Source organism: Arthrobacter sp. GCM10027362 (assembly GCF_042679445.1).
In the GTDB taxonomy this organism is placed as follows: domain Bacteria; phylum Actinomycetota; class Actinomycetes; order Actinomycetales; family Micrococcaceae; genus Crystallibacter.
Map to the genome: position 1 here is coordinate 1 of NZ_JBHTML010000092.1, position 15,653 is coordinate 15,653.

At 70.2% G+C, this 15,653-nt stretch carries 14 protein-coding genes and 3 riboswitches; of the genes, 7 read left to right on the top strand and 7 right to left on the bottom strand.

The features are described 5' to 3' along the window. The 3 genes from ACFQ36_RS13540 to ACFQ36_RS13550 form a co-directional block, all read left to right on the top strand. Window positions 1-947: pyridoxal phosphate-dependent decarboxylase family protein (locus ACFQ36_RS13540; protein ID WP_377014405.1), on the top strand; the 947-nt coding region annotated here is incomplete at its 5' end. A 54-nt stretch (window positions 948-1,001) separates the two neighbouring features. Continuing rightward, complete coding sequence (locus ACFQ36_RS13545) at window positions 1,002-1,811, top strand: carbon-nitrogen hydrolase family protein (protein ID WP_377014407.1); 810 nt, start codon at window positions 1,002-1,004, stop codon at window positions 1,809-1,811. Window positions 1,812-1,863: 52 nt separating this feature from the next. Next, entirely contained in the window at window positions 1,864-2,268 is a 405-nt protein-coding gene (locus ACFQ36_RS13550) for a hypothetical protein (protein WP_377014409.1), read from the top strand. A 171-nt stretch (window positions 2,269-2,439) separates the two neighbouring features. Here the strand turns inward: ACFQ36_RS13550 and ACFQ36_RS13555 are convergent, their stop codons facing one another. From ACFQ36_RS13555 to sfnG, 5 genes are all read right to left on the bottom strand, one after another. Further along, on the bottom strand, window positions 2,440-4,461 hold the full coding sequence (locus ACFQ36_RS13555) for an MFS transporter (protein ID WP_377014411.1): 2,022 nt from the start codon (window positions 4,459-4,461) through the stop codon (window positions 2,440-2,442). Next, window positions 4,458-4,934, bottom strand: a complete 477-nt coding sequence (locus ACFQ36_RS13560) for a MarR family winged helix-turn-helix transcriptional regulator (protein ID WP_377014413.1) — start codon at window positions 4,932-4,934, stop codon at window positions 4,458-4,460. The genes ACFQ36_RS13555 and ACFQ36_RS13560 overlap by 4 nt, the downstream gene beginning before the upstream one ends. Before the next feature lie 220 nt (window positions 4,935-5,154). Continuing rightward, on the bottom strand, window positions 5,155-5,652 hold the full coding sequence (locus tag ACFQ36_RS13565; protein ID WP_377014415.1) for a CoA-binding protein: 498 nt from the start codon (window positions 5,650-5,652) through the stop codon (window positions 5,155-5,157). Beyond that, on the bottom strand, window positions 5,649-7,127 hold the full coding sequence (locus ACFQ36_RS13570; protein WP_377014417.1) for an O-acetylhomoserine aminocarboxypropyltransferase/cysteine synthase family protein: 1,479 nt from the start codon (window positions 7,125-7,127) through the stop codon (window positions 5,649-5,651). The genes ACFQ36_RS13565 and ACFQ36_RS13570 overlap by 4 nt, the downstream gene beginning before the upstream one ends. Continuing rightward, complete coding sequence (gene sfnG / locus ACFQ36_RS13575) at window positions 7,124-8,275, bottom strand: dimethylsulfone monooxygenase SfnG (RefSeq protein WP_377014419.1); 1,152 nt, start codon at window positions 8,273-8,275, stop codon at window positions 7,124-7,126. The genes ACFQ36_RS13570 and sfnG overlap by 4 nt, the downstream gene beginning before the upstream one ends. A gap of 91 nt (window positions 8,276-8,366) precedes the next feature. After that, window positions 8,367-8,458: riboswitch (SAM riboswitch) on the bottom strand. A gap of 349 nt (window positions 8,459-8,807) precedes the next feature. On the opposite strand from sfnG, the gene ACFQ36_RS13580 reads away from it, so the two are divergent. Then, on the top strand, window positions 8,808-9,641 hold the full coding sequence (locus tag ACFQ36_RS13580) for a type IV toxin-antitoxin system AbiEi family antitoxin domain-containing protein (protein WP_377014421.1): 834 nt from the start codon (window positions 8,808-8,810) through the stop codon (window positions 9,639-9,641). Between the two features lie 135 nt (window positions 9,642-9,776). Here the strand turns inward: ACFQ36_RS13580 and acs are convergent, their stop codons facing one another. Then, window positions 9,777-11,771 carry an acetate--CoA ligase gene (gene acs, locus ACFQ36_RS13585; RefSeq protein ID WP_377014423.1) on the bottom strand — a complete coding sequence of 665 codons (1,995 nt, stop codon included), beginning with the start codon at window positions 11,769-11,771 and terminating at the stop codon, window positions 9,777-9,779. Between the two features lie 114 nt (window positions 11,772-11,885). After that, window positions 11,886-11,985, bottom strand: a riboswitch (SAM riboswitch). A 115-nt stretch (window positions 11,986-12,100) separates the two neighbouring features. On the opposite strand from acs, the gene ACFQ36_RS13590 reads away from it, so the two are divergent. The 3 genes from ACFQ36_RS13590 (at window position 12,101) to ACFQ36_RS13600 (ending at window position 15,006) form a co-directional block, all read left to right on the top strand. Then, window positions 12,101-12,784 (top strand): LysE family translocator, encoded by a 684-nt coding sequence (locus ACFQ36_RS13590; protein ID WP_377014425.1) that lies wholly within the window; start codon window positions 12,101-12,103, stop codon window positions 12,782-12,784. 49 nt (window positions 12,785-12,833) lie between these two features. Beyond that, a complete protein-coding gene (locus ACFQ36_RS13595; protein ID WP_377014427.1) occupies window positions 12,834-13,256 on the top strand; it encodes a CoA-binding protein in 423 nt (140 codons plus the stop codon). Between the two features lie 166 nt (window positions 13,257-13,422). Then, a riboswitch (SAM riboswitch) is annotated at window positions 13,423-13,517 on the top strand. Window positions 13,518-13,602: 85 nt separating this feature from the next. Next, window positions 13,603-15,006 carry an LLM class flavin-dependent oxidoreductase gene (locus ACFQ36_RS13600; RefSeq protein ID WP_377014429.1) on the top strand — a complete coding sequence of 468 codons (1,404 nt, stop codon included), beginning with the start codon at window positions 13,603-13,605 and terminating at the stop codon, window positions 15,004-15,006. 32 nt (window positions 15,007-15,038) lie between these two features. Here ACFQ36_RS13600 and ACFQ36_RS13605 read toward each other — a convergent pair. Then, on the bottom strand, window positions 15,039-15,653 hold a 615-nt coding region (locus ACFQ36_RS13605), incomplete at its 5' end, for a DUF1206 domain-containing protein (RefSeq protein ID WP_377014431.1).

Sequence of the window (15,653 nt, forward strand, 5' to 3'; positions counted from 1 at the left end):
GGGCCGGCTGGGACGCGGCCGCCCGCGGCCTCTTCGGCGCCCCGGAGGTCGCCGTCGTCGTCGGGGCCGAGGCGCACAGCACGCTCTTCACCGCGCTGCAGTACCTCGGACTCGGCCGGGACCGGGTGCACGTCGCCGGCACGGACGGGCAGGGCCGGCTCCGGCCGGACGAGCTGGACCGGGTGCTCGCCGGCATCCCGGAGGAGGCCCCGCTGATCGTCAACCTGCAGGCCGGCAACGTGAACACCGGGGCCTTCGATCCCTTCCGCGAGGCCATCGCGCGGGTGCGCCGGCGCGAGGGCGCGTGGATACATGTCGACGGCGCCTTCGGCCTCTGGGCGCAGGCCGGCGGCCGGCTGCGGTACCTGACCGACGGCGTGGAACGGGCCGACTCCTGGGCAACGGACGGGCACAAGTGGCTCAACGTGCCGTACGACTGCGGGCTGGCCTTCGTCGCGGACGCGGCCGCGCACCCCGCGGCCATGGCCCCGCCGCGCGCTGCGTACCTGCAGTACTCGCCCCAGGACCGGGAGCCGGAGCGGGATCCCATCTCCTGGGTGCCGGAGGCCTCCCGCCGGGCCCGCGGCTTCACGGCCTACGCCGCCCTGCGCACGCTGGGCCGTTCCGGGGTGCGCGAGCTGGTGAAGCGCTGCTGCGCGCTGGCGCAGCGAATGGCGGAACGGCTGGCCGCGGCCGACGGCACCGAGGTGCTCAACGACGTCGTGCTCAACCAGGTGCTGGTCCGGTTCACCCCGCCCGGCGGAGGCGATCCGGACGCGTTCACCCGCGAGGTCGTCCGGCGCGTGCAGGCGGAGGGCACGCTCTGGCTCTCCGGCACCACCTGGCACGGCATGGCCGCGATGCGGATCAGCGTCAGCAACTGGTCCACCTCGGAGGCGGACGCGGACCGCTCGGTCGAGGCGATTCTTCGCTGTGCCGGTGCCTGACCCGGACAGGTAGGCTGGAAGGGTAACAACCGCCAGCCAGACGGGAGCGCACCGATGAAGGTCAGCGTTGGTCAGTTCGACCCCACCGGGAAGGTCAGCGAGAACCTGGAAACCATGCGCTCGCTGGCCCGGGAGGCCAAGGCCGAGGGCGCCGAACTGATCCTGTTCCCGGAAGAATCCATGTTCACCGTGGGCAAGGTCGAGGGGGACTTCGCGGCCGCGGTCGAGGCCGGCTGGTCCACCTTCGTCCAGCAGGTCTCCTTCATCGCCGCCGAGGCGGGCCTCGCCGTCATTGCCGGCGGCTACGAAGCCAGCGGCGAGCCCCGGCCGTACAACACCCTGGTGGTGGTCGACTCCTCCGGCCGCATCGTCACCACCTACCGCAAGCTGCACCTGTACGACGCCTTCTCCTACCAGGAGTCCGCGCACATCAAACCCGGCGACGGCGAACCGGCGCTGGTGGAACTGGGCGACCTGAAGATCGGCGTGATGACCTGCTACGACCTGCGCTTCCCCGAGATGGCGCGGGCGCTGGCGGTCGAGGGCGCGGATCTGATCTGCGTGGCCGCGGCGTGGTTCAAGGGCGACCACAAGGTGGAGCACTGGGAAACCCTGCTGAAGGCCCGGGCCATCGAGAACACCTGCTGGGTGGCTGCGGCCGGCACTTCCAGCGACCACACGGTGGGGCACTCCGCCATCCTGGACCCGATGGGCGTGCCGCACGATTTCCTCGGGGACGAGTCCCGGGGCATTGTCACCGTGGACATCACCCGCCGGCGCCTGGACGAGGTCCGCGAGTTCCTGCCGGTGCTGAAGAACCGCAGGCTGGCCGGCGGCATCACCGTTGTCGAACCGCAGTTCTGAACCGGAGCCGGCCGGCGGCCGGACCAGATGGGGCCGGGGCAGGCGGTGGTGGATGCTGGCGCTGACCGCGGCCGCCATGGTCCTGGCCATCGTGGGGCTGTCCGCCGCCGAGCACTGGATCTACCCGGCCAAGGACCAGGACATCCATGCCGTCCTGGCGGAGCTGGACCGGCGCGAGGGCGGCCGGCTGGCGCCGGTCCGGGACGTGACGGCGGCCGCCTGCGGCAACGGGCGCTGCCGGCAGGCGGTCAGCACCGGCGGGGACGGACTGTTTGTCCGGTTCGCCACGCGCGAGCTGGCCGCGCAGTCCGCAGCGCGGGAGGCCGAGGTGCCGGGCCGGGAAGCCTACCGCTCCGAGTGGGTGGTGGTGTCCTATCCGGCGGGCACGCCGGCCCGGGATATTGCACTGTTCCGGGAGATTTTCCCCGAATCGGAAAAGTCTTCCCCGGGCGCGTAACTTTTCCGGCACCGGCGGCGATTACGCTTACGTGGACGCCGCGCCGGAGCTCCCCCCCCAACGAGCTCCGGCGCGGTTTCTGCGGTTTTCGCCCGGCACCCGCCCCGGCGGCTGCGGCACCGCCCTCCGTCCGGCGTCGGGCCCGGAACGCCGCGCTGCCTGGCCGCGGACTTAGCCCCGTTCCGCCTTCGGTTCCGGCGCCTCCGTTCGGGCGCCGGCCTGCGCCGCCAGGTACCGGGCCGCTGCCTTCTGCAGGTCGCGCTCCGTGGCGAGCCGCTCTTCCAGGGCGGCGAGCCGCTGCGCGGTGCCGGCCTGCTGGGCGGCGGTTTCCCGCTGGCGGGCGGCCTCCTGCGCCACCGTGTTCAGGGCCGAGCTGAGCTGGAGCTGCTGCTCGGCCAGCAGCCGCTGGGTGACCTGCAGCTGCGCCATGAGCTCGAGCCGGGCATCGGCCTGCCGGATGCCTTCGGCGGGTTCCTCGGCCGCCACCGGCGCACGGTGGAGCGGTTCGTTTTGGTGCAGGGACCCGTCCTGGCCGACCTTGGGCAGGCTGCCCGTCATTGCCAGGACCTTGGCGAATTCGCGGTCCAGGTCCGCGTCGCAGGCCGGTACCGCCGCATGCTGCCCGGTGCCGGTGTTCCCGGCGGTGCCGGCCGGCTTGGCCGCAACGATGTCAACCGTGCGCCGCAGGGCCGTTTCCTTGATGAACAGGACGCAGATCAGGACCACCGCCGACATGGCGGCCGCAACCGTGAAGATCAGGGCGGTGCCGTCGCCGTAGGCGGCGCGCACGATGCGGGCGATCCGCGGCGGAAGGTCGGCCACGTCCAGCGATGCGCTCCCGGAGGCGTGGATGCCGGCCCGGCGCAGCCCGGCGGTGATCAGCTCGCTGACGTGGGTGCCCATCATCGCGCCCAGGACCGACACGCCCGCCGCGCCGCCGACCGTGCGGAAGAACGCCACCGAGGCGCTGGCGGCACCGATGTTCTTGGCCGAGACGGTGTTCTGGACGGCCAGGATCAGGTTCTGCATGAGCAGGCCGAGGCCGAGGCCGAAGACGAAGGTGTAGGCGCCCACCAGCACCAGGTCCGTCTCGTGGTCGATGGTTCCGGCCAGGCCCAGGCCGGCGATCAGCAGCACGGCGCCGGCGATCAGGAACCGCTTCCACTTGCCGGTGCGGCTGATCAGCTGGCCGGAGACGACGGAGCCGACGAGGTTGCCGGCGATCATCGGCAGGGTCAGCAGGCCTGCCTCGGTCGGCGTGGCGCCGCGGGCCACCTGGTAGTACTGGCCCAGGTAGGTGGAGCTGGCGAACATCGCCACGCCGACGGCGACGGAGGCGACAATGGCCAGCGCCGTCGTCCGCTCGGTGATGATCTTCAGCGGGATGATCGGCTGGGAGACCTTGGCCTCCACCAGCACCAGGGCGGCCAGCAGCACGACGGCACCGCCGACCATCAGTGCGGAGGTCTTCGAGAACCACTCGTAGTAGTCGTCCTTGCCGGCGAAGCTGACCCAGATCAGCAGCAGGCTGATCCCGCTGGTGAGCAGGACGGCGCCGGCCCAGTCGATCCTGGCCGGGCGCTTGACATGCTTGATCTTGAGCGTCTTCTGCAGCAGCACGAGCGCGATCACGGCCAGCGGCACACAGACGAAGAAGGTCCAGCGCCAGCCCAGCGGACTGTCCACGATGAAGCCGCCCAGCAGCGGGCCGCCGGCGGTGCCCACGGCGAGCACGGCGCCCATGTAGCCGGAGTAGCGGCCGCGTTCGCGCGGCGGGATCATGGTGCCGATGATGGCCTGGGCCAGGGCGGTCAGGCCGCCCATCGCGATGCCCTGGACCACGCGGGCGCCCAGCAGCATCGGGATGCTCTGGGCCAGGCCGGCGGCCACGGAGCCGGCGACGAAGATGATGATGGACAGCTGGACCAGCAGCTTCTTGTTGAACAGGTCGGCCAGCTTGCCCCAGATCGGGGTGGTGACGGCGTTGGCCAGCAGCGCCGCGGTGATGACCCAGGCGAAGTCCGTCTGGGTTCCCCGCAGCTCCGCCATGATGGTCGGCAGCGCGTTCGAGACGATGGTGCTGCTCAGGATGGCCGTGAAGAACGCCGCCAGCAGCCCGGTCAGGGCCTCGAGGATCTGCCGGTGTGTCATCTGCCCGTCACTGCGGGGCGGTGCGGTTGTTGCTGTGGTCACTGGTTCACTCCTGCAAGCGTTGCGGACGCGTGGTCCTGGGCGGCCCGCAGGGCCGCATTGAGCTCTTCGATGATGCGGGCGGCCTCATGGGCCCTGTCTTCGTCCCAGCCCGAGAGCAGTTCCTGGATGGTTTCGGTCCGGCGCCGTTCCACCGACGCGAGCCGTTCCTTGCCTTCGGGGGAGAGGGAGAGCAGGTGGGCCCGTCCGTCCGCCGGGTCCGGCCGCCGCAGAACCAGTCCGTGCTCCTCGAGTTCGGCCACCTGGCGGCTCAGGGCGGAGGTGCCGACGCCCAGCCGGGCTGCCAGGTCCGAGGCGCGGGCCTCGCCCGCGGTGCCGATCATGCGCAGGACGCCTTCGACCGCCAGTCCGAGGTCCGAATGGCGTGCCGCGGTGCCGGCTGCGCAGCGGATGGCGCGCTGCAGGTCGAAGATGCTGTGCACCAGGGCTGATGCGGTGTCGGGGGTGACGCTCATGCTGCCTTCAATCGTTGGTTGCCTATAGCAACTATACAGCAATTAGTTTGATAGGTCAACTAACTATCCGGAGCCGGTACGGTCCGCCGCGCTCCTTTGGAGCCCGGCGGTTAACGCCCGAGGCCGCCGGGCTCCAAAGGAGCGCGGCGGCCTCGGGGGATCTTGCGGCCGGGCGGTGGGCACCCACCGCGTACCCCAACCTCGTACCTCGGCTGGGGCCCTACGCGGTGAGCTGGCGCTTCGAGGAAATCACGCCGGTGTCGAAACCGGCCAGGTGCAGGCCGCCGTGGAAGCGGGCATGCTCGATCTTCACGCAGCGGTCCATGACCACGTTCAGCCCGGCCTCCTCGGCCTTGGCCGCCACGCCTTCGTGCCAGGAGCCCAGCTGCAGCCAGATGGTCTTCGCGCCCACGGCAATCGTCTCGTCCAGCACGCCGGGCAGGTCGTCATGCTTGCGGAAGACGTCCACCAGGTCCGGGGTCTCGGGCAGGTCGGCCAGCGAGGCGTACACCGGCTGGCCCAGGATCTCCTTGGCCACCGGGTTCACGAAGTACACCTTGTAGGGGGACGAGGACAGCAGGTAGGTCGCCACGAAGTAGGAGGCGCGGCTGGGCTTGTCCGAGGCGCCGACGATCGCGATCGACTTCGTGTTGCGCAGGATGTTCAGCCGCTCCGCGGCGGAGGGGCCTTCCCAGGTCCGTTCGGCCGTCGTGCTCACTTGGCGGCTCCTTCTTCCTCGGACTCGACCAGTTCTTCGACGGACTCGACGACGCGCGTGCCCGGCTCCGTGTGCGTGGCGCGGACGCCCGGCAGCACGCATGCCTCGCCGTCGTAGGTGGGGGAGGCGAACTCGCCGGGGTCGAAGACGTGCTCCTCGTGCCTGCGGTCCGGGCCGTGCTCGGCGCCGGCCTGCTGCGAGGCGGCCAGGGCCTGGTCCAGGTCCCAGATGATGTCCTCGACGTCCTCGAGGCCCACCGAGATGCGGATCAGGTCCTCCGGCACGCCGGCTGCCTCGAGCTGTTCGGCGGAGAGCTGCTGGTGCGTGGTGGAGCCCGGATGCAGGATCAGCGTGCGGGCGTCCCCGATGTTGGCCAGGTGGGAGGCCAGCTGCAGGGCTTCGATGAACTTCTGCCCGGCCGCCCGGCCGCCCTTGACCCCGAAGGAGAACACCGAGCCCACGCCCAGCGGCAGCAGCTCCCTGGCCCGCTCGTGGTGCGGATGCCCCGGCAGTCCGGCATAGTTCACGTAGACCACCCGGTCGTCCGCGGCGAGCCATTCGGCCACCCGCTGCGCGTTGGCCAGGTGGTTGTCCATGCGCTGGGGCAGGGTCTCCACGCCGATCAGCAGCTGGAACGCGGACTGCGCCGGCAGCGACGGGCCGATGTCGCGCAGCTGCTCGGAGCGCAGCTTGGTCAGGAAGCCGTACTCGCCGAAGTTGCCCCACCAGGACACATTGCCGTAGGAGGGCACCGGCTCGGTCATCTGCGGGAACTTGCCGTTGCCCCAGTTGAAGCGGCCGGACTCGACGACGACGCCGCCCAGGGTGGTGCCGTGGCCGCCGAGGAACTTGGTGGCGGAGTGGATCACAATGTCCGCGCCGTGCTCGATGGGCCGGAGCAGGTACGGCGGGGTCAGGGTGGAGTCCACCACCAGCGGGATGCCGGCCTCGTGCGCCACCTTGGCCAGGCCCTTCAGGTCCGCGATGTCGCCGGAGGGGTTGGCCACGACCTCGGTGTAGACGGCCTTGGTGTTCTCCCGGATGGCGGCGGCGAATTCGGCCGGATCCGTGGAGTCGATGAAGGTGGTCTCCACCCCGAAGCGGCGCAGCGTGACGTCCAGCTGGGTGACGGTGCCCCCGTAGAGCTTGGAGGAGGCCACGATGTGGTCCCCGGCGGCGGTCAGCGCGGCGAAGGTGATGAACTCGGCCGCCATGCCCGAGGCCGTGGCCACCGCACCGATGCCGCCCTCCAGGGACGCGATCCGCTCCTCGAAGGCCGCCACCGTCGGGTTGCCGATGCGGGAGTAGATGTTGCCGTACTTCTGCAGGGCAAAGAGGTTGGCGGCGTCGTCGGTGTCCTTGAAGACAAACGAGGTGCTCTGGTAGATGGGCACCGCGCGGGCACCGTGCTCGGCGTCGGGGGTCCCGCCGGCGTGCAGGGCACGGGTGCGGAAACCGAATTTGCGTTCGCTCACTTAACTCCAACCAATTCCGTGTTGTTCTTGCGGGCCAGATCAGCCTCCAGCTCGCGGACGATCGGCAGCACGTCGCGGCCGAAGGCCTCGACCTCCTCCTGGAAATGCAGGTAGCAGGTCAGGAGCAGGTTCACGCCGATCTTCTTGTATTCCACAATACGTTCGGCAATCTGTTCCGGCGTACCAATGAGTCCTGTCTTGAAGCCGTCGTTGTACTGGATCAGGTCCTCGAAGCTCGAGTCCGCCCACATGCCCTTGCCGTCCTTGGTGGAGGCGCCGGCCTCCTGGACCGCGTCGCGGAAGCCTTCCACGGCGGGCACGTGCGCCTTGGCGACGATCTCGCGCAGGGTCTCGCGCGCCTCCTTCTCGGTCCCGCGGGCGATCACGAAGCCGTTGAGGCCGAAGCGCGGACGGCGGCCCGCGGCCCCGGCGGAGGCCCGGACCCCGGCAATGTTCTCCTTGAAGCCCTCCAGGTCCTTGCCGTTGGAGAAGTACCAGTCCGCCTGCCGGCCGGCGACGTCCTGGGCGGCGGTGGAGTTGCCGCCGAAGAAGATCTCCGGGTGCGCCCGGCCCGGGATGTCCAGCGGGGCCGGGCTGAGGGTGAAGTCCTTGATGTTGTAGTACTTGCCGGCAAAGGAGAAGTTTTTCCGGGTGAGCAGCCCGCGCAGCACGGTGATGAACTCCTCGGTGCGCACGTAGCGCTCGTCGTGCTCCAGCCACGGCAGGCCGAAGTTCACGAACTCGTCCTTGAGCCAGCCGGAGACGATGTTCACGGCGGCCCGGCCGTTGGAGATGTGGTCGGCGGTGATCAGCCACTTGGCCAGCACGCCCGGGTGCCACATGCCCGGGTGGACCGCGGCGATGATCTTCAGCCGCTCGGTGGCCCCGAGCAGGCCCAGGGTGAAGGCGGTGGCCTCGTGCTGCTTGTCCGCGCCGTAGCTGGCGGCGTAGCGGGTCTGGGACAGGGCGTATTCGAAGCCGGCGTCCTCGGCGATGCGGGCGAGCTTCTTGTTGTAGTCGAAGTCCCAGCTGGTGCGCTGCTCGATGGTGGAGACGACCAGGCCGCCGGAGACGTTCGGGACCCAGTAGGCGAACTTGAGCGGGGTCTGCAGGTCGGCGGCGGGGCTGACGGGGGTGTTGGTGCTCATGGTGAATTCCTTGGTGGGGCTGGCAGGGAATCCCGGCAATGACGATCCGCCATGCCGGGCACGGCATCCGGATCAAAGATTGCTTGCGCTCTCTCCATCGCTTCTGGCGGTAGCACCTTTCCGGAGACCGGAGGGTTGCTGCGGCGTCACTGAGCCAGATCTCTCAGCCGCTCGGGATGGTCCGCACCATTGTGTCAAGAACACCGGGCCGGGTTCAAGCAGTCCCGGTGAAGGACCGGGGAAATATTGCGCAGGATTGCGGCCGGCCGGGAACTTGCTGGAGGGCCCGCCGGCTTCCGGGCCGGGCGCCGTCGTGCCCCTCCCGGAAGCCGTTCCGGCCCCGCCCGGGTCCGGGCCCGCGCAGACCTTCCCCGCTTCAGCCGTTCGTTCCCTGCTTTAGGGTTCAAGCAACCCCGTGATCAGGGCCTTTGTCCTGCCCGCCGGGAAGAGCCGGGAAATTCGCCGGACCCGGTATCCACAGGCCGCCCCGGGAGGCTGGTGTGCCGGCACGAACCCGGCCATCCTCCTTGTCATGGACGCTCCGCGGCATGTGGCCGAGCAGGTGGGGCGGCTCGGCGGGACGGCGCGGCTGGCCGATTTGCACCGTGCCGGATTCACCCGTGCGGCGATTGATGCTGCCGTGCGCAGCGGGGCGATCCGCCGGGTGCGCCGGGGCCTGGTGGGCGTTCCCGGCGGTAATCCGGACATCCGCAGGGCGCTGATGGCCAACGGGCTCATCACCTGTGTATCGGCGGCCAGGGAACTCGGGTTGTGGACCTTGAAGCAACCCGCCGACCTGCATCTGTGGACAGACCACGGCCGGGTGCCGGCGTCCGTGGCCACGCACCGGGGCAGCCTCGCGGGCCGGCGGCTTCCCGGGGCGTATGTGGGGGTGGCGGACGCCGTTCTCCACACCCTCCGCTGCCGCCCCGCGCTCGAAGCCATGGTGGTCGCCGAGTCCGCCCTCCGCCTGGGCGCCGTCCGCCGCCAGGAACTGCTCGAGCACCTGCCCGGGGCCCGGAACGGTGTTTACCGGCGACTGGTCGGACGGCTCCGGACCGACGCCGAGTCGCCGCTGGAGATCATCGCCCGTGAGCTGTTCCGGCAAGCCGGGCTCCGTGTGGAAGCCCAGGTGCATATCCGCGGCCTGGGACGGGTGGACCTGCTCGTGGAGGGCTGCGTGATCGTGGAACTGGACGGGATGGACTTCCACTGGAACCGCGAGACGTTCCGCAAGGACCGGGTTCGGAACAACCAGGGCGTCCTGGCCGGTCTGCCGACCCTCAGGTATGTCTACGAGGACCTGGTTTTCCGGCCCGATGCGGTTCTTGCGCAGGTGCGCTCGATGGTCCGCCGCGTGTCCTGACCGTTCCATGCCACGGACGGGCACCGAACTTCCCTGCTTCAGCCGTTCCTTCCCTGCTTTCACCTTCAAGCAACGGCCTGACGAGGGGCTTTATGCAGGGAAACGGGGAGAGCAGGGAAGTTCGGCCACCGGGACCTAGCGGGCCTCGCAGATCGCCTTGATCTCGGCAATGCACGGCTCGTTCTGCAGGCTCGTGGTGTCGCCCAGCGTGGTCCCCTCGAACAGCTGGGTCAGCAGCCGGCGCATGATCTTGCCGGACCGGGTCTTGGGCACGTCCGGAACGAACACGATTTCCCGCGGCTTGGCGATCGGGCCGATCTGGACCGCGACGTGCCGGCGCAGCTCCTCGGCCGTGGCCGCCACCTGCCCCGCAGGCGCCGCGGTGCCGATCAGGGACCTGTCCGACGGGACCACGAACGCGGTGGCGGCATGGCCGGTCTTGGCGTCGTACGTCGGGCACACCCCGGCCTCCACCACGGCCGGGTGGGAGACCAGCGCGGATTCGATCTCGATGGTGGAGAGCCGGTGCCCGGAGATGTTGATGACATCGTCCACGCGGCCGAGGATCCACACGTCCCCGTCCGCGTCAAAGCGGGCGCCGTCCCCGGCCAGGAACCAGCCCTGCGCGGCGTACTTGCGCCAGTAGGAGTCCAGGTAGCGCCGCGGATTGCCCCACACGGTGCGGGCCATCGCCGGCCCGGTCCGGGTGACCACGATGTAGCCCTGCACGTTGGCGGGCACCGTCCGGCCCTCGTCGTCCACGATGTCCACGGCCAGGCCCGGCAGGGCGCGGGTGGCGCAGCCGGGCTTGAACGCGGTGTCCGTCTGGCGCGGGGAGAGCACGGTGGCACCGGTCTCGGACTGCCACCAGGTGTCCACCATCGGCACCCCGCCGGGGGTGTCCCGGCCGACCTGGCTGCGCAGCCACTTCCACGCCTCCGGGTTCACCGCCTCGCCCACGGTGCCGCAGAGCCGGATGGAGGACAGGTCGTACTCGGCCGGGATCCCGTCCGGGAACCAGCCCATCAGGGACCGGACCAGGGTCGGGGCGGTGTAGTAGCTGGTGACCTTGTAGCGCTCGATCACCTCGAAGTGCCGGCCCGGGTGCGGGGTGTTCGGCGTGCCCTCGTAGATGACCTGGGTGACGCCGTTGGAGAGCGGGCCGTAGATCTCGTAAGTGTGCGCCGTGACCCAGGCCAGGTCCGCGGTGCACCAGTGCACGTCCTTCTCCCGCAGGGCCGGGTCCGGGTTCGAGAAGAGGAACTCGTGGCTCCACGAGGCCTGGGTCAGGTAGCCGCCGGAGGTGTGCACCAGGCCCTTGGGCTGGCCGGTGGTGCCGGAGGTGTACATGATGAACAGCGGGGTCTCGGCGTCGAACGCCTCCGGTTCGTGCACGTCGGAGGCGGGGCCGACGACGTCGTCCCACCACAGGTCCCGGCCCTCGACCCAGTCGATGTCCGTGTGGCCGGTGCGGTTGACCACCAGCACGTGCTCGATGGCGTTGTCCCCGGAGACCGCCTCGTCCGCGTTGGCCTTGACCGGCACGGCCGTGCCGCGGCGGAACTGGCCGTCGGTGGTGACCAGCAGCTTGGCGCGGGTGTCCTCGACGCGGAACTTCAGCGCCTCGGCGGAGAAGCCGCCGAAGACCAGCGAGTGCACGGCGCCGATCCGGGCGCAGGCCAGGGTGATGACGATGGTCTCGACGATCACCGGCAGGTAGATGACCACCCGGTCGCCCCGGCCGATGCCCAGCGAGAGCAGCGCGTTGGCGGCCTTGGCGACCTCCTTCTGCAGGTCCGCGTAGGTGACGGCGCGGCGGTCGCCCGGCTCGCCCTCGAAGTACAGGGCCACCTTGTCGCCGCGGCCGGCGGCCACGTGGCGGTCCACGCAGTTGTAGGCCACGTTGAGCCGGCCGCCGGCGAACCACTCGATCTTCGGGACGGTGTACTCGGCGTCCTCGTCCGCGACCTCGGGCCCGCTCAGCCGGCGCGCCGGTTCGAAGGCGTGCGCGGTGTGCCAGGGTTCGGCCCAGTCCAGCCGGCGCGCCGCGTCCTCCCAGAACGCAATGCGCGCGGCCTCGTCCTGTCCGTCCAGCTGCTGCGTTGCTTCGGTGCCGGCAATTACGCCCATGTGTTTGAACCGCCCCTTGTGTGTGCCATTTGCTTGCGTCCCGGACCTGTCGAGGAAGCGACCTGGTCCGTCAACTGCGGCCACGGCGGGACCGGGCGTGCATCTACCGGGGTCTCTCCATCGATCCTGGCGGTAGCACCTACGCGGACCGTGAGGGTCATCGGGGTTGCTGCGGCGTCACAGAGCCAGGTCTCTCAGCCGCTCGGGATGGTTGCTTCAAGGTAACGCCACCGGGTGCGCGGCGGTCAAACCGGTTCCTAACCCGCCGTAACATACGACGGCGCCGGGGCGCGCCCGGCGGCAGTTCCTGCGTCTTCTAGTCTGGATCCGTGACGGTTCTTGATGCCGTGCTGGCTTTCGCCGTGGTGGCGGGGTTGCTGACCCTGGTGCCGGGCCTGGACACCGCCCTGGTCCTGAGGTCCTCGCTGACCCGTACCCGTTCCTATGCGTGGGCCACCGCGCTGGGTGTGGCCACCGGGGCCATGCTGTGGGGCATCGCCGCGGCCGTGGGGATCTCCGCGCTGCTGACCGCCTCGGAGACGGCCTACCGGGTGCTGACCACGGCCGGGGCCGGATACATGCTCTGGCTCGGGGCCTCGATGATCTGGAAGTCCTTCCGCGGGAGCGCCGGGCACGCCGCGGCCGAGGCCCGGGCGCCGGTGGCGGCATCGCCGTGGCAGGGCTGGCTGGTCGGGGCCGGTACCAACCTGCTCAATCCCAAGGTCGGGGTCTTCTACATCGCCGCGATTCCGCAGTTCCTCCCCGCCGGGACCGCACCGCTGCTGATGGGGGCGGTGCTGGCCGGGGTGCACTGTGTGCTGTCCCTGGCCTGGTTCGCGGTCCTGATCCTCGGCGGCGGCTACGCCAGGCGCTGGTTGGCCAGCCCGAAGTCGTTGGCGGTGATCGACCGGGTGACCGGTCTGGTCCTGGTTGCCTTCGGGGGCAAGCTCGTCACCGAGTCGCTGCCATCCGGGGCATCGGCCTTCCGGCCGGTGCCTCCGCGGGTGGGCTGACCTCCCGCGAAGGCTCGCGGCGGGTCCCTAGGCGGCCTAGGCTGGCGGTATGGCACACGTCAACGATCCGGAAGTCATCAGGCGGCTGCTCACGGCGCCGGCACGCTGGGCCGTGGTCGGCCTGTCCGATAATCCGCGGCGGGTCGCGCCGCGAATTGGCCGCTACCTGATGGACACCCTGGGCATGGAGGTCGTGCCGGTGAACCTGGAGGGCGCCGAGGTGTTCGGGCTGAAGGGCTACCGGGAGCTGGCGGACATCCCCGGCGGCGTCGAGGTCGTGGACTGCTTCGTGAACTCGCAGAAGGTCGGCCCGGTGGTGGACCAGGCGATCGAGGCCGGCGCGAAGGCCGTGTGGCTGCAGCTGGGCGTCGTGGACGAGGCGGCGGCCGCCCGGGCCGCGGCGGCCGGGCTCGACGTCGTGATGGACACCTGCCCGGCCATCGAGGCCCCGCGGCTGGGAGTGGGGCGCTAGGGTCCCGCTGTGGCGGCGAAACCGACACTGTGGGCGCGCCCCATCCCTTTGAGGCGCGAACGCCGCGGCCCGGGCGGCAGAGCGGCCCGTGGCAGGGGCCGGGTCCGGTTACCGTCTGTGACGCCGGATTTCGTGTCCGGCGCCCGGATGTAGTGCAATGGACGGGTAACCATCCCGAGCGGCTGAGAGACCTGGCTCTGTGACGCCGCAGCAACCCCCTCCTTGACGGAGCAAGGGTGCTACTGCCAGGACCGATGGAGAAAGTTCGTTGGTCGCCGCGGTGCCTCTGTGCGCCGCAGCGGCCTTCGTGCAGGCTCTTCACGGTCGGATCAGGAGGAGTCTGACGATGACTGAAGTAACAGCCAAGCGCCACATCCGGTTCAACGCCTTCGACATGAACTGCGTCGGCCACCAGTCGCCGGGCCTGTGGCGGCACCCGCAGGACAAGTCCGCGGACTACAACACGATCGGCTACTGGACCCATCTGGCCCAGGTGCTGGAAAAGGGCCTGTTCGACGGCCTGTTCATCGCCGACGTGCTCGGCACCTACGACGTCTTCGGCGGCACCAACGAGGTCCCCCTGCGCTCGGCCGCGCAGGTGCCGGTCAACGACCCGTTCCTGCTGGTCTCGGCCATGGCCGCGGTGACCAGGAACCTGGGCTTCGGCGTCACCGCCGGCACCGCCTACGAGCACCCGTACCCGTTTGCCCGCCGCCTGGCCACCCTGGACCACCTGACCAACGGCCGCGTGGGCTGGAACGTGGTCACCGGCTACCTGCCCTCCGCCGCGCGGAACATGGGCCAGGAAGACCAGATGGAGCACGACGAGCGCTACAACCACGCCGACGAGTACCTGGAGGTCATCTACAAGCTCCTCGAGGGCTCCTGGGAGGACGACGCCGTGGTCAAGGACCGCGAGCGCGGCATCTTCACCGATCCGGCCAAGGTCCACGAGATCCGCCACGAGGGCAAGTACTTCAAGGTCCCGGGCATTGCCATCACCGAGCCGAGCCCGCAGCGCACCCCGGTGATCTTCCAGGCCGGTGCCTCCAAACGCGGCATGCGCTTCGCCGCGGAGAACGCCGAGGCCGTGTTCGTCACCTGCCCGACCAAGGAGACCCTGGCCGAGACGGTGAAGAAGATCCGCGACGCCGCCGAGGCCGCCGGCCGGGGCCGCTACGACATCCGCATCTACACGATGCAGACGATCGTGACCGGCCCGGACAGCGCCGCCGCCCAGGCGAAGTTCGAGGAGTACAAGTCCTACGCGGACATCAACGGTGCACTGGCCCTGATCTCCGGCTGGATGGGCGTGGACCTGTCCACCTACGGCCCGGACGACGTGATCGGCGAGAACGTGAAGTCCAACGCCATCCAGTCCTCGGTGGAGACCTTCCAGAAGGCCAGCGGCGATGACGGCAAGCCCTGGACCATCCGCCAGCTGGCCGAATGGGTCGGCGTCGGCGGCTTCGGCCCGATCACCGTCGGCTCCGGCGCCGAGGTGGCCGACAAGCTCATCGAGTGGGTCGAGGAGACCGACGTGGACGGGTTCAACCTGGCCTACGCCATCACCCCGGGCACCTTCGAGGACATCGTCGAGTTCGTGGTGCCCGAGCTGCAGGCCCGCGGCGCCTACCCGGCGGCGTACGCCCCGGGCACGCTGCGCAACAAGCTGTTCGGCAAGGGCGACAAGCTGCCGGAGAACCACCGGGGCGCCAACTACCGGCTCGAGGCGCTCGCGTCGCTGTAAGGTCCGGGCCGGGGTCCCGCGGCGCGGGCCCGTTACATTTTCGCGTAACGGGCCCGCGCCGCCAGGTACAGCCCGTAGCAGATCAGGCCCGCGGCCACCACGATCAGCGCGACATCGCCGTAGGGCTGGTCCCGCAGCCCTTTGAGCGCGCCGTCGAGCCCGGTGGCCTGGGCCGGATTGTGGCGGACGGCGGCCACCGCGAAGAGGACGCCCAGCACGGCCAGCGCCGCCCCCTTGCCGAGGTAGCCGGCGGTCCCGGTCCCGGTCACGGCCCGGCCCAGGCTCCCGGCCGGCAGCTGCTGCAGGTCCTGGAGGAACTTGCGCCGCGCGCCCTTGAACACGTAGTAGGCGCCGGCGGCCACCAAGGCGGCGCCCACCAGGAACAGCAGCACCGGCCCGCCCGGCGCCTGCATCAGCGCCGTGCTGGCGTCCCGGGATTTCTCCCCGGTGTCGCTGCCGCCGCCCAGGGCAAAGCTGCCGAAGGTCGCGGCCAGGGCGGCGAAGACGACGGCCAGGCCCGCCGACTTGAGGCGGTACTTCAGCCGGTCCCGGCCCTCGAGCAGCCGGCCGCCGAAGGCCGCCTCGAGCACCTGCCACAGCGCCAGCGCAGCCGCACCGACCAGCCCGGCCCAGAGCAGCACCGCCCC

Coding starts and splice junctions, on each gene's coding strand:
- sfnG (WP_377014419.1), bottom strand. CDS start 8,275: ATGAGCACCAACACCCCCGTCAGCCCCGCCGCCGACCTGCAGACCCCG.
- ACFQ36_RS13600 (WP_377014429.1), top strand. CDS start 13,603: ATGACTGAAGTAACAGCCAAGCGCCACATCCGGTTCAACGCCTTCGAC.
- acs (WP_377014423.1), bottom strand. CDS start 11,771: ATGGGCGTAATTGCCGGCACCGAAGCAACGCAGCAGCTGGACGGACAG.
- ACFQ36_RS13545 (WP_377014407.1), top strand. CDS start 1,002: ATGAAGGTCAGCGTTGGTCAGTTCGACCCCACCGGGAAGGTCAGCGAG.
- ACFQ36_RS13550 (WP_377014409.1), top strand. CDS start 1,864: ATGCTGGCGCTGACCGCGGCCGCCATGGTCCTGGCCATCGTGGGGCTG.
- ACFQ36_RS13560 (WP_377014413.1), bottom strand. CDS start 4,934: ATGAGCGTCACCCCCGACACCGCATCAGCCCTGGTGCACAGCATCTTC.
- ACFQ36_RS13595 (WP_377014427.1), top strand. CDS start 12,834: ATGGCACACGTCAACGATCCGGAAGTCATCAGGCGGCTGCTCACGGCG.
- ACFQ36_RS13580 (WP_377014421.1), top strand. CDS start 8,808: ATGGACGCTCCGCGGCATGTGGCCGAGCAGGTGGGGCGGCTCGGCGGG.